We start from the raw sequence: 19,692 nt of genomic DNA, 5'->3' as shown, positions 1-19,692 counted from the left end.
TGAGTAAATATTTTCAGTGTAGACGTTCAACAGCTAGATATGGAAACCAGAGTTGCACAGCGGCGAGAGCGGATATACGTAGACGGCGAGTGGCTCGAGACCGACGACGCGATCACGGTCTCGGATCTCGCAGACGGTGGCTCGTTCGCGCGGATCGACGCTGCAGGACCGGCCGAGGCGCGCACGGCACTCGAGGCGGCCCACGCGCGAAAGCCCGAACTCCGGCAGACGACCGTCGTCGAGCGCGCGAAGTGGTGTGAAGCGATCGCCGAGGGGCTGCGCGAGCGCAGCGAGGAACTCGCGGAAGTGATCGTCCGGGAAGCCGGCAAGCCGATCTCGTCGGGCCGTGGTGAGGTCGAATCGGCCGCCGAACGGTTCGACCGCGCGGCGGAGGAAGCCCGCAACATCGTCAGTAAAGGCGAGTTCCGCGAGGGCTCGACCGACGGTCACGAGGGCTGGCAGGCCATCGTCAAGCACGAGCCGATCGGCGCCGTGCTCTGTATCACGCCGTACAACTATCCGCTGGCCACGACAGCACTACAGGTTGCGCCTGCACTCGCAGCGGGCAACAGCGTCCTGCTCAAACCCGCGAGCAAGACGCCGATTTCCGCGGCGATCCTCGCAGACGTCATCAGCGAGGTCGACGGCATCCCGGACGGCGCGTTCAACTTCGTCCCCGGCGAGGCGAGCGAGATCGGTGACGTCCTCGCGGGCGACGACCGCGTCAACGCCATCGCGATGACCGGTTCGTCGGGCGCCGGGAAACACATCGCACGCGAAAGCGGGATGGTCAACCTGCACATGGAACTGGGCGGTAACGCCCCTGCGATCGTCTTCGACGACGCCGACCTCGAGGACGTCGCGGGCAACTGCGCAAAGGGGTCGTTCAAGTACGCCGGCCAACGCTGTTCGGCCGTCTCGCGCGTCGTCGCCCACGAGTCGGTCCACGACGAGATCGTCGACCTGCTCGAGGACGAGATGGACGCCTGGCAACCCGGCGACCTCTTCGAGGAGGGCACCACCGTCGGACCCCTCATCAGCGCGGATCAGGCTGACTGGGTCCAGGAACTCGTCGACGACGCCGTCGCAAAGGGCGCCGAACTCGTCCGCGGCGGGGAGCGTCGCGCTCCCGAAGGCGTTCCGGACGACCTCGCGGACCAGTTCTTCGAGCCGACGCTGCTGGCCAACGTCCCCCACGACGCCCGCATCGTCGACGAAGAACAGTTCGGTCCCGTCGCCGCCGTCACCACCTTCTCGGACGAGGAAGAGGCCGTCGAGATCGCCAACGGCTCGGATCTGGCACTCGACGCCGCCGTCTTCACGAACGACTACAAGCGCGCGATGCGTGTGGCCGATCTGGTCGACGCCGGCGCGGTCCGCATCAACGGCGCGCCGTCCCACGGACTGGGTGACGTCCCCTTTGGCGGCAACAAGGACTCGGGCATCGGCCGCGAGGGACTCGACGCCTCGATCCACGAGATGATGCGCGAGAAGAGTATTGTCCTCTAGGCCGCCACGACTCGTTTCCCGACACTCCTGAGATGGTAAACCGACGGTGACAGCCACCGCTACTGCAAAACACGGTGGTTGCAAGCCGACGGCATAACGTCGTCCGGTCCGCTTCTAGTCGTATGTCGACCGACGTTCGAGACGGCCTCGCGTTCGGAAAGACCGTCGTCGAGGGGATTCAGGAGAAGAACGTGCCGTTTATGGCCGCGAGCATCGCATACCAGGCGTTTATCTCGCTGTTGCCGCTGCTGGTGCTCGTGTTCTTTTTCGTTACGATCGTCGGCGACGAGCAGTTCGCCCAGCAGGTCACGGAGACGACGGAAGGAGCCCTTCCCGAGAGCGGACAGTTGTTCGTCGAGGAGTCGATCGAGGACTCGCCCGCGACCGCAGGATCGACGGTCATCGGGATCGTCGTCCTCGTATGGGGATCGCTGAAGATCTTCCGCGGTCTCGACAAGGCGTTCTCGGAGATCTACGACACGGCAGAAGAGGGGTCGTTCGTCGACACGGTCCGGGACGCGCTGATCGTGTTCGGCGCGATCGGTGGTGCACTGCTAGTCGCGGCGGGAATGGGGATCGCGTTCGCGTTCCTGCCGGATATCCCCGGTCTCGGACTCGTCCAGTCGCTGTTGCTCGTGGTGGTCCTCACGCTCGCGTTCTACCCGATGTACTACTACTTCCCCGACGTCGGTGCCTCCAGACGCGAGGTGATCCCGGGCGTCGTGCTCGCGGCCGTCGGCTGGATGGCGCTCCAGTCACTGTTTCGCGTCTACGTCGGCTTCGCCGCCGACGAGGGAGGTGGCGTGCTCGGCGGGATCATCCTGCTGCTGACGTGGCTCTACTTCGGCGGACTGATTCTGCTGTCGGGGGCCGTCGTCAACGCGATCGGTACGGGCTATCTCGAGCCAGGAAGCGACGACCAGCCGTCCGATCACGGCACCGACGCCATCCCCGAATCCGACCGCGATCCTTTCGTCGACGACGTCCGGCGCGACCGCGAGCAACTCGCCGAGCGCGCGGCAACCCTCGAGCGCGACCGCGATCAGTTACGAAACGACCTCGAGGCCCAGCGAACCCGCCGGTACCGTCTCGAGGATCAGGTCGACGACCTCAAGCGGCGGACTCACGAACTCGAGGCGGAGAACGACCGGTTGCGTCGGGAACTCGAACAGCAGCGCGAACCGGCCTGGCGTCGGACGCTACAGACCGTGTTGACGCGCGTCGGTGACGTCCGGGTCGGCGTCCTCGAGCGCAAGTGATAGCCGTCGGCTGTCAGCCGTGATCGATAGCCGGGAAGTTGTAGTAGCTCGCGCGCACATCGACGGTCGTGTCGTACCCGATACGGGAGGCGCGCCGTCGCCTCCTCACGAATCACGGTTCGATCGTCGCCGACGTCGACCGCTGTGCGGACGCTGTGGCCGAACCCTGGGATACGGCTCGCACCACGAACCGCGACGCGCTCGTCGCCGACCTCCGGTCGACGCTCGAGACTGCGGGCGTCCTCGAGCGTCTCCCGGCGGTCCTCGAGGACGCCGTCGACGCGATGGGCTGTGAGTTGCAGGCAGAACCTGTCGCCGGCCCGCCGTACGTCGTCGTGACGACTCGCGGGCCGATGCTCCGGGCGACGATCGATCCCGGCCGGCTCGTGATCCGGTTCGACGCCTTCGAGGTCGTTCGTACGGACGCAGGTCGAGGGGCCAGCTATCGGCGTCGAGACGGAGTGGAACTCGTGGTCGCGCTCGAGTAATTCGAGTGAACCGTTTTGTCGATCCCCTGCGAACGTGTGCGTGATGCATCCACGCATATCGGAGTTCGTCGAACGAGCGCGCGACGAGTACGGGTTCGAACCCGACGTCGAGGAGTTCCCCGAAGGGACGAAGACGGCGGCCGACGCCGCCGACGCGGTCGGCTGTGACGTCGCCCAGATCGCCAGTTCGCTCGCGTTCGATCTCGAGGGATCGCTGGTCGTGTCGGTGACGAGCGGAGCGAACCGGGTAAACGAGGCCGCACTCGCGGATCACTTCGGGAACCCGGATGCTGACGTCGAGATGGCCGATCCCGAGCGCATCAAGGAGACGCTCGGCTGGTCGATCGGCGGCGTTCCACCCTTTCCCCACGAATCCGACGTTCCCGTCGTAATCGACGAGACGTTACTCGAGTACGACACCGTCTGGGCAGCAGCGGGAACGCCGACCGCGGTGTTTCCGATCGATCCCCGGGAACTCGCCGAGTACGCGGACGCGGAACGGGTCTCGGTCACGACAGCATCGCCGGTCGACGACTGAGACGGATTGCTGTAACGATGTACCGGTGCAACCGCAGGCTGGGTCGCGGTTGCATCGAAAATGGCTTCCAGTAATCCGTATGGCGGCGACTTGATCTTGGGTTTGTTCGAGGCGGGATAATTCTCGGTCCGTCGCTCGACAGAATTGCTCGTCCGTCGATCGATAATAAGAAAAACAGACTCCCTGACTGCTATTGGCAATGGACAACCACGACTTAACCCTTGTTAATAATATCGTTAGGTTCATTAGTAACCCTCCGCAACGGAGGATTACAGATGACTGACGTTCCACGTTCCACGTCCCGCCGAAAACTGCTCGCGGCGACCGGATCGGCGACAGCACTCGGTCTCGCTGGCTGTCTCGGCGACGAGAACGGCGGCGATGACGAGGGCGACGATCACGACGACCACGACGATCACGATCACGACGACGGCCACGACGAGATCGGCGTCGAAGAGTTCGAGATCCTCGACCGCGACCACGACGAGGAGGTTCTCGTCTACGTCCACGGCGACCACTGGCACGACGATCCGCTCGAGGTCCCACACGACGACAACCTCTCGCTCGGTGCCTACATCGAGGACGAGGACGGCGACGAGGTCGAACTCGGCGACGGTCTCGAACTGACCGGCGAGGTCGTTGAGGGCGCAAACGAGGTCGTCGAGATCGAATCCCACGGCGATCACGTCCACGTCCACGGTGAGGAGGACGGCTTCACGGACGTCGTCTTCCAGCTCGTCGAGGACGGCGACGTCGTCTACGAGACGCCAGAACTCGAGACGGAGGTTGGCCATCACGATCACGACGACGACGGCCACGGCCACGTTGAGGTCGAGGATCTCGAGATCATCGATCGGTCGGACGACGAAGTCGTCGCGGACATCCACGGCGATCACTGGCACGGCGAACTACCACACGTCCACGTCGACGACAACATTTCGCTGGGCGCGGTGTTTACTGACGATCACGGCGACGAAATCCCGATCGGCAGCGACGAGGAGTACGAACTCGCCGTCTCGGTCGCCGACGACGCAGCGGACGAAATCGTCGAGATCGATTCCGACGAGCACTGGCACGGCGACCACGTCCACATCTACGGCGAGTCCGAGGGCGAGACGGAAGTCGTCTTCAAGCTCTGGCACGACGACCACGCCGACTGGGAGAGTCCACCGATCGAGATCGAAGTCGAAGACCACTGATCGGCACGCCTGTCCGGTTTTCGCTCGGTATACCGACGTAACCCGACTGTTTCGTTTTCGAACGTGTGTTCCAGCCACGCGTGTCGATTACTAACTCGAGCCGGGAGAGTGACACCAGTTATTAACCAAACTGGCACAGATAATAATACTTTTAACCTCCACCGCGTATTGCCATATATGAAGCTATCACGCCGTTCGCTACTCGGCTCGAGTGCCGGTGCGCTCGCGGTCGGGGCCGCCGGCTGTCTGAGCGAACCCGGCGGCGATGGGGATTCGGGAGAGCAAGAGGGGTACGCCGCGTTCTTCGCCCTCTGGGACTGGACGGACGAAATCGTCGGCGACGAGATGGAAGTCACGAACCCGGTCGACGTCGGTGAGATGGGACACGGCTGGGAGCCGCCGGCCGACCTCCAGCGCAACGTCGCCGGCTCGGACGTCTTCGTCTATCTGGATACGGCCGAGTTCTCCTGGGCCCAGAACGTCGCGGGCGAAATTGCGGACGAAGACGTCGATACGATGCTGATCGACGCGATGGACGGCCTCGAGAACCAGTTGCTCCCGCTCGACCGGGACGTCGAAGACGACCGCGAGCCGTCCGGCGACGACTTCGATCCCGACGCGGTGACGATCAGCGGTTTCGACGTCTACGACGGACAGACCGGCGACGAGACTGCATACTGGCACGGCGACCACTGGCACGGCGACCTGCCGCTCGTTCCGATCGGCGGCTCCGCTGCCGTCGAGGGTGTCTTCGAGGACGACGAGGGACGCGTCCTGCCGCTGGGAGAAGCCGAACAGTTCCAGTTCGACGCCCGGATCGTCGACGGTGCAAACGAGGACGTCCTCGAAATCGAATCCGAGGGTGACCGCGTCGTTTTCCACGGCAACGACGTCGGTCGTACCAGGATCGTCTTCGAACTCGTCGCCGACGGCGAGGTCCTCTGGGATACGAGCGCCGACAACATGACTGCGGAGGTCGTCGAGGAACTGCCGGACGACACCGCACCTGACTTCTACGACCCACACGTCTGGGCCGACCCCGTACTGGCCCAGCGGATGGTCGAAACGATCGCCGACGGACTCGGCGAGGCGGATCCTGACAACGCCGAACTCTACGAGGACAACGCCGCCGCCTACGCCGACCGACTCGCGGAGGTCCACGAGCAGTTCGAGCAACTCGCAGCGGACGCAGAACGCGACGTAGCGGTCCTCGCGGGTCACGACTCGTTCCAGTACATCGAGGAGCGGTACGACTTCGAGATACACACGCCGGTCGGCATCTCGCCGGACGCCGCCGAAACCGAATCCGACATCTCCGAGTCGATCTCGGTCGTCGAGAAGCACGACATCGACACGATCCTCTACGATCCCTTCGAGACGCCCGACCCCGACGAGGACGTCCCACGGATGGTCGAGTTGCTGCTCGAGAACACCGACGCCGAAGAGTACGCGCCGGTCACGCCTGCCGAGGGGACGACGGCGGAGTGGAGCGAGCAGGGGTGGGGCTGGGTCGAACAGATGGAAGAGGTCACCATCCCCTCGCTTCGGCAAGCCCTGGGCGCGGAGTAAGAGGAAAATGGAAGAACTAAACGCACCAGCGACGGAAAGGAGAGTAAGATAACAGTGAAATCGGTCGTCGACGTTCGGAACGTCTCGTTCGCCTACGGGGACTCGCTCGCACTCGAGAACGTGAGTCTTACCGTCGAAAAGGGCGATTTCCTCGGTCTCATCGGACCGAACGGCTCCGGGAAGACGACGCTGTTGCACGTCATGCTCGGACTGCTCTCGCCCGACAGGGGTTCCGTCCGACTGTTCGACCAGCCGATCGAGGAGTTCGAGGCCGGCGAACGGATCGGCTACGTCTCCCAGAAGGCGACCGACCGCGGCGGGACGATGCCCGTCACCGTTCGTGAGTGTGTCCTCATGGGACGGTTCGCCCACGTCGGCCACGGCCGACTGAGCGACGAAGACCGAAAAATCGCAGAAGACGCCCTCGAGACGGTCGACATCGCGGATATCGCCGACCAGCAGATGAACCAGCTCTCGGGCGGCCAGCGCCAGCGAGCCTACATCGCGCGTGCGATCGCGTCCGAGGCCGACCTGCTCGCGCTCGACGAACCGACCGTCGGCGTCGACGCCGAATCCCGCGACGAGTTCTACCGGTTGCTCGAGTCGCTGAACCGATCGGGGATCACGATCATCCTGATCGAACACGACATCGGCGTCGTCACCGACCGGGCAAACCGGATCGCGTGTATCAACACGGAACTGTACCACCACGGCGACACGGAGTCGTTCGTCGAGAGCGACGCTCTGAGCGAGGCCTACGGCAAGACGGGCGAGATCGTCCACCATCACCACTGACGATGACCGGGAAGGACAACTACGACGGCGACGATCACCAGCACGACCACGGAGAGACGCCAGCAGTCGACGGTGGGACCGTCACGTACGGCGACTCGAGTGGCTACTCGAGGCCGACAGACCTCCGACGAGGGATCGAACTCGTCGGCGTCGTCCTCGTCGGTCTGCTCGCAGCTGCGATGATCGGCTTTATCGCCCTCGACTGGCTCCGCCGGTACCCGGGGTCGGAGTCGTTCGGGGCGCTCGAGACGATGTATACGGCGACCGGAATCGATCCAGCGGCCGGCTACCTGCTGGAGCAGTTCCTGATCGCCGGCATGTGGCTCGATCACTTCCTCGGGATCGAACTCTTCCAGTACGCGTTCATGTGGCGAAACCTCGCGACCGGGGTGTTGATCGGCGTCGTCGCACCGCTGGTCGGAACCTACCTCGTCCACAGACAGATGGCGCTGATCGGTGAGACGCTCGCCCACACCGCGTTCGCGGGCGTCGCGGTCGGCCTGCTGTTTATCGCCGTGACCGGCTGGCAGGGGTCGTTGCTGTACATTGCCCTTCTCGTCAGCGTGATCGGGGCGCTCGCGGTCCAGTGGCTGACCGAACGGACGAACTCCTTCGGCGACGTACCGATCGCGATCATGCTCACCGGGAGTTTCGCCGTCGGAACGCTGCTGATAAGCTGGGGACGTGACTTCATGTCGATCGGTGTCGACATCGAGGAGTTTCTCTTCGGGAGCCTGTCGGTCGTGTCGGCGAGCGGATCGCGACTGATGGCTATGCTGACCGTCGGCGTCGTCGCCGTCGTCGCCGCCACGTACAAACAGCTGCTTTTCATCACCTTCGACGAGCAGGCGGCCCGCGTCGCCCAGCTCAACGTTTCGGCGTACAACACGCTGCTCATCGTGATGACCGCGGTCGTCGTCGTCGGCGCGATGCAGGTACTTGGCGTCATCCTCGTCGCCGGCATGCTCGTGATCCCAGTCGCGGCCGCCTCGCAGATCGCGCGCAGTTTCCGGGAGACGCTGTACCTCTCGATCCTGTTCGGACAGCTGTCGATTCTCGGCGGCTACGCGTTCGCGCTGAGTCAGAGTCTCCCCTCCGGTGGCTCGATCATCGTCGTCGCGATTCTCATCTACCTGGCCGCCGTCGCCGTCTCGGATCGCTCCGGGGGCGCGATTTCGGTTCACTGAGACCGCAACGTCGACCCCACGCCGTGGGAGCCGGGTACCGGTTTTAACCCGTTCCGGACCGACCGCTCGAGTGATGGGACGGTTAGCCGAACTATTCAGACCCGACTCTGTCGCCGTGATCGGTGCGACCGACCGCGAGGGCGCGGTCGGGCGGGCGATCCTCGAGAACCTGCAGGACGACTTCGCAGGCGAGATCGTGCCGGTCAACCCGAAACGCGACGAGGTGCTCGGGCTCGAGTGCTATGCTGACGTCGAGAGTGCACCGTCGGTCGATCTGGCGGTCGTCGTCGTTCCACCACCGGTCGTCCTCGAGTCGGTCCGGGAACTCGGGGAAGCCGGAACGAAGAACGTGGTCGTCATCACTGCGGGCTTCTCCGAGACCGGCGGCGAAGGAGCCGAACGGGAGCGAAAGCTCCGCGAAATCGCCGACGAGTACGACCTCAACGTCGTCGGCCCCAACAGCCTGGGGATCATGTCGACGACGGTCGGCATGAACGCCACGTTCGGGCCCGAAAACGCCCGCGAGGGCTCGATCTCCTTCATGAGCCAGTCGGGGGCCTTCATCACCGCCGTACTCGACTGGGCCAACGAACAGGGGATCGGCTTCCGCGACGTCGTCTCGCTCGGCAACAAGTCCGTCCTCGACGAGACCGACTTCGTCGACGAGTGGGGCGATGACCCCGACACCGACGTCGTCATCGGCTACCTCGAGGACATCGACGACGGCCAGGGGTTCGTCGAGACGGCCCGCGAGGTGACCGACGACACGCCGATCGTCCTCGTGAAATCCGGACGGACGGACGCCGGCGCACAGGCCGCCTCCTCGCATACTGGGGCAATCGCCGGCAGCGAGCGAGCCTACGAAGCAGGGCTCGATCAAGCGGGCGTGATCCGCGCCGAGTCCGTCCAGGAACTGTTCGACTCCGCGCGAGCCCTCTCCGGGCTTCCGGAACCCGAATCGGACGGCGTCGCGATCGTCACCAACGCCGGCGGCCCGGGCGTGCTGACCACCGACGCGGTCGGCGACTCGACGCTCGAGATGGCCGACTTCACCGACGAGACGATCGAGCGATTGTCAGAGGCGATGCCCGACGAGGCCAACGTCTACAACCCGATCGACGCGATCGGCGACGCCGACGTCGACCGCTTCGCCGAGGCCCTCGAGATCGCACTGGACGACCCGAACGTCGGCAGCGCGGTCGTCGTCAGCGCGCCGACGGCAGTGTTGCCCTACGACGAACTGTCGGAGGTCGTCATCGAGAAACGCCAGCAGTACGACAAACCGGTCGTCACCTGCCTGATGGGCGGGGAACGCGCCCGGGCGGCCGAGGAAGTCCTGCGGGAGTTCGGCATTCCGAACTACTTCGACCCCTCGCGGGCGGTCCAGGGACTCGACGCGCTCGCTCGCTACCGCGACGTCAGCCGGCGAACGATCGACGACCCAACCGCGTTCGACGTCGACCGAGAACGCGCTCGCGAGATCCTGGAGCGGACGAAAGAGCGCGACGACAACCGGCTGGGCGTCGAGTCGATGGACTTGCTCGAGGCCTACGGCATCCCGACGCCCGACGGCGAGATCGTCGACGACCCCGACCGAGTGCGGGAGGTCGCCGAGTCGATCGAGGGCGACGTCGTGATGAAGATCGTCAGCCCGGACATCAGCCACAAGTCCGACATCGGCGGCGTCAAGGTCGGCGTTTCCGACGACGACGTCTACGACGCCTACGAGGAGATCGTCACCCGGGCGCGCAACTACCAGCCCGACGCGACGATCGTCGGAATTCAGGTTCAGGAGATGGTCGACCTCGAGTCCTCGACCGAGACGATCGTCGGCATGAATCGCGACCCCCAGTTCGGACCGCTGCTCCTGTTCGGGCTGGGCGGCATCTTCGTCGAGATCCTTGAGGACACCTCGGTTCGCGTGGCCCCGATCGGTGAGGGGGAAGCCCGCGAGATGGTCGACGAGATCAAGTCCGCGCCGCTGTTGCGCGGGGCCCGCGGCCGCGAGCCGGCAGACGTCGACGGGATCGTCGAAACGATCCAGCGACTCTCACAACTCGTTACTGACTTCCCGTCGATCCTCGAACTCGACGTGAACCCGCTCGTGGCCGGACCCGAGGGCGTACAGGCGATCGACCTGCGACTCACCGTTGATACGGAGGAACTATGACCGACACCGACACCCAGAACGATACGACCGGCACCGACACCGACGCGATCCTCGTCGCCTCGCTCGAGGAAAGCACCGGCAAGACGGCGATCACACTCGCACTCGCCCGCATCGCCGCCGCGGAGGGCGACAGCGTCGGCTACATGAAGCCCAAAGGAACCAGACTCCAGAGCAACGTCGGGAAGACCCTGGACGAAGACCCGATGCTGGCCCGCGAACTGCTCGACCTCGAGGACGAGATGCACGACCTGGAACCCGTCGTCTACTCGCCGACCTTTATCGAGCAGGCGATTCGCGGCCGCGAGAACCCCGACGACCTCGGCGAGCGAGTCCGGGAAGCGTTCGACGCGCTCGCCGAAGACCGCGACCGCATGTTCGTCGAAGGCGGCGGCCGATACGATATCGGCGGCATCGTCGACCTCACCGACGCCGACGTCGCGGACCTGCTCGACGCCCGCGTCGTCGTCGTCGCCCCCTACGAACGCCCCGGCGACGTCGACGACCTGCTCGCTGCGGCCCGGACGTTCGGCGACCGGCTCGCCGGCGTCGTCTTCAACGACGTCCCCGACGCCGCCTACGACCAACTCGAGACCGACGTCGTCCCGTTCCTCGAGGGACGCGGGCTTCCAGTCCACGGCGTGGTACCGAGCGAGCAGACGCTGTCGGGCGTCACCGTCGCCGAACTCGCCGACGAACTCGGCGCGACCACGCTCGTCGAAGAGGGTACCGACGCCTACCTCGAGCGATTCGCGGTCGGCGCGATGGGTGCCGACAGCGCACTGCGGCACTTCCGGCGGACGAAAGATGCCGCCGTGATTACCGGCGGCGACCGGGCCGAGATCCATACGGCGGCGCTCGAGGCACCCGGCGTCCGGTGTCTCATCTTGACCGGCGGCCACCGGCCGTCGGGGGCAATCCTCGGCCAGGCCGCAGACAAAGGAGTCCCGATCCTGTCGGTCCAGACGGACACGCTGACGACGGTCGAGCGCGCCGAAGACGTGGTCCGGACGGGGCGTACCCGCGACGAGGAGACGGTCGATCGGATGCAGGAACTGTTGACCGATCACGCGGCTGTCGACTCGATTCTCGGCGCATAGTAGCGCCAGCCTGCCGTCGGTACCGCACTTTCCATCACAACTAGAGTTCGTTTCTCGGAAAGAAGTCGTGATCGAAAAACGATCGTCTGACCAAGAATTAAGAGTCAGCCACCCATGGAGCCAAACATGGTAGCCAAGGACGACACTCCACAGGAGATTACCTCCCTCGTCGGCCGAGAGGTGTACTCGAACAGCGGCGTCTTCGTCGGCGAAGTCGAGGACCTGCAGTTGAACGTCGACGGCGAAGCCGTCACGGGCCTCGCGCTGGGGAACCTGAACTCCGAACTGTTCACCACGGAGTCCGAAACCGGACAGGGCGTCATCGTCCCCTACCGGTGGGTCCGTGCCGTCGGCGACGTCATCCTCGTCACCGACGTCGTCGAGCGCGTCCGCGATCCGGACGAGGAAGAAGAGGAACTACTCGCCTGACGCCGGCCGCTGCTCGAGTTCGACACGCGAAAGAGAACGAATACTGGCGAGCGAACTCAGGCCGTTCAACCGCGCTCTTCCGCCCTCGAGTCGCCCTCCTCGTTCGATACCTCCCTCTCGTTTTCGTTCGCGAGCCACCTCCCTGCGATCAGCAACGGAATTCCGTAGATGACGGAAAGCAGGATTTCGAGAGCCGCAACCGGAACGAGAAAGATTCCGGCCAGGATTACCCAGCCCGCTCCAGCCAGGATCAACGCGAGGAGAAACCCGACGGCGACGACGAGAGGCGACGCAAACCCCGCGAACGCGAGCCACCGCTGTCGTCGCATCGCGGCGATACTCGCCGCGAACAGCCAGAGACACAGATACGGTACGTACGTCTTGTGGTGTGACAATTCGCTTCGCGTAGTGGCTTCGGACCGACGATAACTCCCCGATACTCACTCGAGTCTCGAAAATAGTCGTTCGGACGATCAGGAACCGTTCGAACCTTCCGTCCCGTCGACGCCCATCGCGTCGAACAGCGTTCGCTTGACCGCTTCCTCGGTCAACTGGAGCAGCGTGTCTCGCGTATCCTCGGAGATCTCGATCCCCGTGAAGATCCCCAGCGGAATCTCCGCGCTCGCCTGCGTGGAGTGGCCGGCCGTCTCGCCGATCTCACCGTAGGCGTCGTCGAGTACTTTGCCGATGTTGATGCGGATGTCCTTCGAACGACCCGCGAGGAAGATGGTCTCGTCGGCGATGCCGAAGACAGCGGTGGTGGTGACGCCCTCGAGGTTCAGCAGGTGGCTCGCGGCCTGGGTCAGCGCCTCGCGCTCGCGGACGAACCCGGCGTTCGAGACGAGGTGGCTCCCCTGGACGTCGCGGTTGGCGATCGCCTCCGCGAGCACGTCCAGCGTCTCGGGGGACATGGAGGGCGACTCCACCTGCTCGAGCGTGTCGTGGTTCGCGAACGGGTAGAGGTAGGCGGCGGCAGTGAGGTCCGCGGGGGTAGTGTCGCGTTTGAAATCCAGCGTTTCGGCACGGATGCCGTAGAGGAGCGCCGTCGCGACCTCCTCGGAGACGTTCATGTCGAACTCCTGGATGTACTTCGTCATGATCGTCGACGTCGAGGACATGTTCGGCCGAATGTCGACGAAGCCGGGTTCGTACTCCCCTTCGGGTTCGGAGTGGTCGATCAAGGCGTCGACCTCGAGATCCATCTCCTCGCTGGTCGCGTGATCGACCATGGTGACGGTGTCGTACACGGAGTAGTCCTCGATCTCGTTCCACTGGACGAGGTCGATCCCCAGCAGGTTGACGAACGCGCGGTTCTCCTGGTGACCGACGTCACCCAGGTAGATGATGTCCGATTCGATGCCCAGGTGGTCCGCGATGGCCTGCATCGCCGCTGCCGAGGCGATCGAGTCCGGATCGGGGCTGTCCTTGGTGATGATCGCCAGCCTGTTCGCCGTCTCCTCGACGATGTCAGCGAGTTTGCCCGCGTTGTACTCGAGTTCGCCCGATTCGAGCGCCCGCAGTGCGGACTCGGCGATCACCGACGACGGATTGATGACGACGTCGGCCCCCAGTTCCTCGAGTTCGTCGCCCGAGACGGGATCGCTGGCTCGGGCGACGACGAACTGCCCCTCGTTCTGGTCGCGGATATGCGAGACCGCCTGCTTGTTTGACTCGACGTCGGACGCGAGAATGAGGATGACGTCGCGTTCGGCGACCAGATCCGCGGCTTCGGGTTCGCGGATGTCAGCCGTTCGAGCGTCCAGATCCTGGTCGCGGAGCGACTCGACGCGGCTCTCGTCGCGGTCGATGATGAGGACATTTTTCCCCTGTTCGACGAGTTCCTCGGCGACGGCGTAGCCGACGCTCCCACAGCCCAAGATAGCGTAGTCAGAGATCGACGAAATCGTAACCCCCGTACTCATTGCACGTGTGGTCGGACCGACCGCACTTAACGCTCCCGAAGATTGGTACGTTTTGCGAGCGATCGACCGTCTCATTACCGATGAGAACGGTTCCGGGTCGACCGACGAATCGTCGTACAGTGGGTGTGACCGTCTCGAGTCGACCGGCTAGCGCGTGGTTGTCACTGCCACGACGCCTTCCAAGGGAAACGTATTTTAACGCCCGACGGAAATTTGGAGGTGTAGGGCCGGTAGCTCAGTCCGGCAGAGCGTCTGACTCTTAATCAGACGGTCGCGTGTTCAAATCGCGCCCGGCCCGCTTCTCGTCGCGAGCAAATCCGCGAGCGACGGGTACGGAACCGGCGGGATTTGAACTAGACGAGTCGCAGCCCGCACAGTGAGCGAAGCGAACGAGCAGGAACGTCTCGGCGTAGTTCATAATCGCGCCCGGCCCGCCACTCTGCCGCGAACGATTACGTGAACTCCGTTACTCGAGCAATTCCGCCTCAGTTCACTTGCTTCAGCACGGCCCTCGTTCTACGGTGCCCCTGTTTTACACGCGATACACGCGAACGGACACATATGGCTTCCGAGCAAACGGCGGCGGACACGTTCGCCCTTCTCTCGGACGAGAGCCGGGTGGATATCCTTCGGGCGATCGCCAGAGAGCAGTACGAACAGCGGTTATCTAACTCGGGTTTTACGCCGTTGTCTTTCTCGGATATCTACGAGCGCGTCGCGATCGACAACACCTCGAAGCTGTCGTACCATCTCGGTGAACTGAACGGTATCTACCTCGAGAAGAGCGACGACGGCTATTCGTTTACTCATGCCGGCGAACAGATCGTCCGGTTCATCCTCGCGGAGAACTTTCGCCAGCCGGTCGACGTCGGTACCATCGAGACCGAGGGAGCCTGTCTGTACTGCGAGGAGACGAGTCTCGTCGCCGAACTGGACGACCAGTACTTCGTGGTGACGTGTTCGGCCTGCGATCGGCCGGTGACCGGCTACATCGTCACGCCGGCACAGGCGCGGTCGTATTCGGGAGCTGCGTTGCTCGAGTCGGTCAAACGCAAGCAAGCGGTCGAGTTCGGGATGGTCCAGGAGGGGATCTGTCCGGAGTGTGCCGGCCGGGTTCGGACCGAGGTACTCGACGTGGACGAACAACCGGTGCCCGAGGAGGTACCGGTGTCGTACTTCACGCTCGACCAGTGTGAGGCGTGTTTGCGCCAGTATAGCGGGCCGCTGACGTACAGTGTGGCGTATCGAACCCCGTCGGTCGCGTTTCACTGGGAGCACGGTGTGGACGTCATGGAACGTGGTTGGTGGGAACTCCATTGCTACCTCGTAGAGGAACGGTGGAGTGCCGAACGGGTTGCCACCGACCCGGCCGAGTACCGGGTCGTATTGCGCTACGAGGACGACGAACTTCGGGTGTTCCTCGACGGGAACGCCCGGATCGTGCGGACCGAACGCGTGCGCGGTCGGAGCGTCGAGTGACCGTGCTCCGGTCACCAGGGTTACAAAACTGTGGTTGAGCGATACGACCGCGCTTCGCTCGAGACGAGTCGATACATCCGTACTCGACCGTTGGCTTGCACCGAACCGCTCAATCGTGATTTTGAAATCGCTCTGGTAATATATCAACTTCTCGATAATATTTATACGGCAGGTCGTCGTCCCTCCAGATGAGAGAGGTAATCGATCGATGGCACAGCACAATACACACGAAACGGCTGACAGCCGTCCCGACGGACCGAAAACGCACGGAACGAACGGCGACAGCGACGAGGGGATGACCGTTCGGGACATTCAGGACGCCTACGCCGACTACGCGACGTGGATCAGTCGCTTGCGCTGGCTGGACCACCTGTTTACCGGCACGTACCGTCGACGCCAGTTCGCACAGGCCGACGGTCGAGTGCTCGACGTGGCCTGTGGTGCCGGGTCGAACTTCCGGTACCTGTCCGAGGCGACAGAGATCGTGGGCATCGACGTGAGTGAGCCCCTGCTCGAGCAGGCCCGTGCGGAGCTAGACGCTCTCGAGCGTGGCGGCACGGTCGCACAGATGGACGCCCAGGATCTGGAGTTCGACGACGACAGCTTCGATACGGTTATCTCGTCGTTTTCGACCTGTACGTTCCCGGATCAAGTGGCGGCGCTCCGGGAGATGCAACGGGTCTGTCGGCCTGACGGACGGATTCTGCTGCTCGAGCACGGGCGCAGCGACAGCGCACTCGTCGCACGCTATCAGGAGTGGCGTGCCGACTCCCACTACGAGCGGTCCGGATGCCGGCTGACCCAGGAGCCACTCGAGGTGGTTCGTCGAGCGGGTCTCTCCGTCGACGACGTCGAAACGGCGCAGTTCGGACGACTCACGCGAATCGTCTGCAACGGTGGCGCTACGGATCGGCGGGAGGTGAACCGATGAGCGAGCCACTGGACGTCGAGTCGCGTCCAGACACAGGGTCATCGCTGGACGGTCGCTTGCGGTGGCTCGTCCTCGCAGGACCGCCGATACTTCTCGGGGCGATGTTTCTGATCCACCCGGACGGCAGCGGCGGTTTCGAGTCTCTGCTCCCGATAAGCGAGAGTTGGCTGGTCTTGCACGTCGCTATGTTGCCGGTGCTCGGGTTGCTGGGCGTGTCGCTGTACGTGTTGCTGGCCGACTACTCCGGCACTGTGGCCACGGTCGGACGGGTCGGGATCGCCATCTACGTGACGTTCTACGTCGCGTTCGAGGCGATCGCCGGCATCGTGACGGGCGTGCTGGCCCACGAAGCACACACACTCCCACCGGAGCAACAGGAGGGGATCGCAGCAGCGATCGACGCGTTGGTCGGACCGTCGGTAGCGCTCGCGATCGTCGGAACGGTCGGAGCGCTCGTCGCCGTGGTCGCGTACGGGGTTCTCCGCCGTCGCTCCGGTGCACCGCTGGGACCCGTCCTCCTCCTCGGTGGCCTGCCGCTCGCACTCGTCTTCCACGGTGGAACGCCTCTCGACGCGATCGGAATGGTTGCGTTTCTCGTCGGCCTCGGCTGGCTCGAGTACCGAGGGTACCGAACCAGTGACCACCGGTCGCCAGGCGGGTCGGATGCATCCCACGACGCGGAATAGGATTCCGACGACCCGCTCGCTAGTCGCTGTCCGCCGTCGGTTGTTCGGCGAGCGGCGAAAATACGCCGAATATCCGTTGTTCCACCCATCCGGGACGCCAGTGCGAACAGCCGTTCCGGACCGGGTAGGTTACCCGTGAAGTCACACAGAATGGAACGTGTAGCGAGCCGGAAAGTCGCTATCGGCGTTGCTAATCTCTTTGGAAACGGCGTTATGGGGATCGTCGCCGTATCCAGAAGTGAGACTTATGACATCAATCGCAGACATCGAACTTCCGGCGGACGGGACCGGACTGGGCGAGCTGTTCGAGGCCGTACCATCGCTGACCTGCGAGATGGAACGCGTCATCGCCTCGAGCGGGCACGGGCTCTGGCTGTCGGGGCCGTCCCAGGACGAGGTCGAGAATGCACTCGACGACGCGTCCGCGATCAGTGGGTATGCGCTGATCAACACCGATGAGAATCGCTGGCTGTACGACATCGAGTTCGACCCCGACACGGTCGATCCGTTCGAGGCCGTCCTCACAGAGAACGGGACGGTGCTCAGCGCCTCGGCGTCGAACGGGACGTGGCTGCTGAGCGTTCGCGTTGTCGAGCGTGAGAACGTCAGCGCGCTGTACGACCGATTCGTCGACCACGACATTTCGCCGACGATCGTTCGCCTCTTCGACCTGGAGGAAGACACCCACTCCCAGTGTGGTCTGACCGCCCGCCAGTACGAGACGCTGGTCGCGGCGATCGATCACGGCTACTTCGAGATTCCGCGCGAAGTATCGATGCAGGAACTCTCCGACGAACTCGACATCTCCCACCAGGCCCTGTCCGAACGACTCCGCCGTGCGTACCGGGCGCTCGTAACCTCGGAACTCGACGTCACCGAGGAAGAGGCGAACCCACCGCCGATGCTCTCGGACTGAGACGGCCCGCCGTACCGATTCGTACGGTTGGTCGTGATTACACCGTCGGTGTTTCCAGCAGTCCGTCTGACGACGCGACGTCCCGTCCACCGACCACTTCCAACGCGTTCGCTGTTCTCGTGAAACGGCCAGGATTAATATCGACCCCCGTTACTCTCGAGTCATGCACGTCGATACCGACGGCAGCGTACTCGAGATCACGTTCGACCGACCAGGAGTTCTCAACGCGATCACCCTCGAGACGGCCGAGGAGCTGGCGGACGCGATCGAGGACGCCTCTCCCGAGGAGTACCACGCGATCGTCATTACCGGCGAGGGCGACGCGTTCAGCGCCGGCGGCGACATCGAGGCGATGGCCGAAGAGCCCGCCCCGCCGAAAGAATCCTACGACGAGGTCACCGCCACGTTCGGTCGCGTCGTCGAAGCGATGCTCGAGTGTCCGGTGCCGATCGTCGCGAAGGTAAACGGCGACGCCGTCGGTGCGGGACTGGCGATCGTCGCACTCTCGGATATCGCCTACGCGACCGAAGAGGCGACGTTCTCCTGTGCGTTCGTCAGAGTCGGCCTCATTCCCGACACGGGTGGTACCTTCATGCTGCCCCACATCGTCGGTCTGCGAGCCGCGAAGAAACTCGCCTTTACCGGCGAGTTCTTCGACGCTGAGCGGGCGGCCGAACTGGATCTGGTCAACGAAGCCGTCCCGGACGACGAACTCGACGACCGCGTCACGGAGACCGTCGAACGACTCGGTCGGCGGCCAACGGACGTCATCGGCACGATGAAACAGGCGATGCACGAGAACATGGGCCGACGCTGGTCGGACGCACTCGACTACGAGAACCTGTTGCAGGTCCACGCCCGCTCGAGCGAGTCTCACGAGGAGGGCGTCGCCGCCTTCCTCGAGGGTCGTGATCCGGAGTTCAACGAGTGACTACGCGGACGTAATGCCGGAATACTCACCGGCGTCGCCGACTTCGGAACTCGCAGTCGGCACCCGCAAGCCACCGCAAGCACCACCATCTTGGTCGACTTCGTAGTTAGTTCGAGCGCAATGTCCCCACAGTTTACCGACGACGACATCGGAAAGACGGTAATCAACGCCAACGGCGACGACGTCGGCATCGTCGCGGACGTCGAACACGGTACAGCACACGTCGAACCCGACCCCGGCATCGCGGACACGATCAAGGCGAAACTCGGCTGGGGCGGGACCGACGAAGAGGCGTACCCGCTCCAGGAGGGTGCAGTGTCGCGAGTAACCGACGATGCGGTCCACCTCGAGAGTGATCTCTCCGGGTCCGGTGGAACGACTGATACTGGCATGACTGATACCGGCACGACCGGTACTGCCGGAACCGACACCGGACGTGACAGCGGAGCCGGGACTCGAGACGACGACATGCTGGGCGACGACGAAGGGATGATGGACGATGACGACAGTCTGATCGGTGACGACGATGACGAGATGATCGGTGGCGATGATCGGCGGGGCGACGACGATGACCTGATCGGTGACGA

Annotated in this window: 19 protein-coding genes and 1 tRNA gene; 18 read left to right on the top strand and 2 right to left on the bottom strand. The window is 64.0% G+C overall.

What is annotated here, in order from left to right:
* Nucleotides 1-39 precede the first annotated feature (39 nt).
* From BLR35_RS08045 to BLR35_RS07995, 11 genes are all read left to right on the top strand, one after another.
* Nucleotides 40-1,509 (top strand): aldehyde dehydrogenase family protein, encoded by a 1,470-nt coding sequence (locus BLR35_RS08045; protein ID WP_090380158.1) that lies wholly within the window; start codon nt 40-42, stop codon nt 1,507-1,509.
* A gap of 122 nt (nt 1,510-1,631) precedes the next feature.
* A complete protein-coding gene (locus BLR35_RS08040) occupies nt 1,632-2,768 on the top strand; it encodes a YhjD/YihY/BrkB family envelope integrity protein (protein WP_090380155.1) in 1,137 nt (378 codons plus the stop codon).
* A 68-nt stretch (nt 2,769-2,836) separates the two neighbouring features.
* Nucleotides 2,837-3,256 (top strand): DUF7988 family protein, encoded by a 420-nt coding sequence (locus BLR35_RS08035; protein WP_090380152.1) that lies wholly within the window; start codon nt 2,837-2,839, stop codon nt 3,254-3,256.
* 43 nt (nt 3,257-3,299) lie between these two features.
* Complete coding sequence (locus tag BLR35_RS08030; protein ID WP_090380149.1) at nt 3,300-3,794, top strand: YbaK/EbsC family protein; 495 nt, start codon at nt 3,300-3,302, stop codon at nt 3,792-3,794.
* A 275-nt stretch (nt 3,795-4,069) separates the two neighbouring features.
* Nucleotides 4,070-4,993 (top strand): hypothetical protein, encoded by a 924-nt coding sequence (locus BLR35_RS08025; RefSeq protein WP_090380146.1) that lies wholly within the window; start codon nt 4,070-4,072, stop codon nt 4,991-4,993.
* A gap of 177 nt (nt 4,994-5,170) precedes the next feature.
* A complete protein-coding gene (locus BLR35_RS08020; protein WP_090380143.1) occupies nt 5,171-6,562 on the top strand; it encodes a metal ABC transporter substrate-binding protein in 1,392 nt (463 codons plus the stop codon).
* A 54-nt stretch (nt 6,563-6,616) separates the two neighbouring features.
* Nucleotides 6,617-7,357, top strand: a complete 741-nt coding sequence (locus BLR35_RS08015) for a metal ABC transporter ATP-binding protein (protein WP_090380140.1) — start codon at nt 6,617-6,619, stop codon at nt 7,355-7,357.
* Between the two features lie 2 nt (nt 7,358-7,359).
* On the top strand, nt 7,360-8,544 hold the full coding sequence (locus tag BLR35_RS08010) for a metal ABC transporter permease (protein WP_090380138.1): 1,185 nt from the start codon (nt 7,360-7,362) through the stop codon (nt 8,542-8,544).
* A gap of 73 nt (nt 8,545-8,617) precedes the next feature.
* Entirely contained in the window at nt 8,618-10,714 is a 2,097-nt protein-coding gene (gene acs / locus BLR35_RS08005; RefSeq protein ID WP_090380135.1) for an acetate--CoA ligase alpha subunit, read from the top strand.
* Nucleotides 10,711-11,811 (top strand): phosphotransacetylase family protein, encoded by a 1,101-nt coding sequence (locus tag BLR35_RS08000; protein ID WP_090380132.1) that lies wholly within the window; start codon nt 10,711-10,713, stop codon nt 11,809-11,811. Before acs ends, BLR35_RS08000 begins: the two co-directional genes overlap by 4 nt.
* Before the next feature lie 126 nt (nt 11,812-11,937).
* A complete protein-coding gene (locus tag BLR35_RS07995) occupies nt 11,938-12,240 on the top strand; it encodes a PRC-barrel domain-containing protein (RefSeq protein WP_090382859.1) in 303 nt (100 codons plus the stop codon).
* Nucleotides 12,241-12,305: 65 nt separating this feature from the next.
* Here the strand turns inward: BLR35_RS07995 and BLR35_RS07990 are convergent, their stop codons facing one another.
* Nucleotides 12,306-12,569: a hypothetical protein gene (locus BLR35_RS07990; RefSeq protein ID WP_139169255.1), complete on the bottom strand. Its 264-nt coding sequence runs from the start codon at nt 12,567-12,569 to the stop codon at nt 12,306-12,308.
* Between the two features lie 144 nt (nt 12,570-12,713).
* Nucleotides 12,714-14,162 carry a DHH family phosphoesterase gene (locus BLR35_RS07985; RefSeq protein WP_090380127.1) on the bottom strand — a complete coding sequence of 483 codons (1,449 nt, stop codon included), beginning with the start codon at nt 14,160-14,162 and terminating at the stop codon, nt 12,714-12,716.
* Nucleotides 14,163-14,386: 224 nt separating this feature from the next.
* On the opposite strand from BLR35_RS07985, the gene BLR35_RS07980 reads away from it, so the two are divergent.
* From BLR35_RS07980 to BLR35_RS07950, 7 genes are all read left to right on the top strand, one after another.
* Nucleotides 14,387-14,460 (top strand) — tRNA-Lys (locus tag BLR35_RS07980).
* A 263-nt stretch (nt 14,461-14,723) separates the two neighbouring features.
* A complete protein-coding gene (locus tag BLR35_RS07975; protein WP_090380124.1) occupies nt 14,724-15,641 on the top strand; it encodes a winged helix-turn-helix domain-containing protein in 918 nt (305 codons plus the stop codon).
* Nucleotides 15,642-15,849: 208 nt separating this feature from the next.
* On the top strand, nt 15,850-16,572 hold the full coding sequence (locus BLR35_RS07970) for a class I SAM-dependent methyltransferase (RefSeq protein ID WP_244510206.1): 723 nt from the start codon (nt 15,850-15,852) through the stop codon (nt 16,570-16,572).
* The gene (locus BLR35_RS07965) at nt 16,569-17,258 is read left to right on the top strand and encodes a hypothetical protein (protein WP_090380121.1); all 690 of its coding nucleotides are present in this window, start codon (nt 16,569-16,571) and stop codon (nt 17,256-17,258) included. The genes BLR35_RS07970 and BLR35_RS07965 overlap by 4 nt, the downstream gene beginning before the upstream one ends.
* A gap of 247 nt (nt 17,259-17,505) precedes the next feature.
* On the top strand, nt 17,506-18,174 hold the full coding sequence (locus BLR35_RS07960; protein ID WP_090380118.1) for a helix-turn-helix domain-containing protein: 669 nt from the start codon (nt 17,506-17,508) through the stop codon (nt 18,172-18,174).
* Nucleotides 18,175-18,337: 163 nt separating this feature from the next.
* Nucleotides 18,338-19,105, top strand: a complete 768-nt coding sequence (locus BLR35_RS07955) for an enoyl-CoA hydratase/isomerase family protein (protein ID WP_090380115.1) — start codon at nt 18,338-18,340, stop codon at nt 19,103-19,105.
* 120 nt (nt 19,106-19,225) lie between these two features.
* On the top strand, nt 19,226-19,692 hold a 467-nt coding region (locus BLR35_RS07950; RefSeq protein WP_211704969.1), incomplete at its 3' end, for a hypothetical protein.

It is taken from the genome of Natronobacterium texcoconense, from assembly GCF_900104065.1.
Taxonomy (GTDB): domain Archaea; phylum Halobacteriota; class Halobacteria; order Halobacteriales; family Natrialbaceae; genus Natronobacterium; species Natronobacterium texcoconense.
The sequence above is the reverse complement of the archived record's forward strand: the minus strand, read 5'-3'. Positions and strand labels throughout refer to the sequence as shown.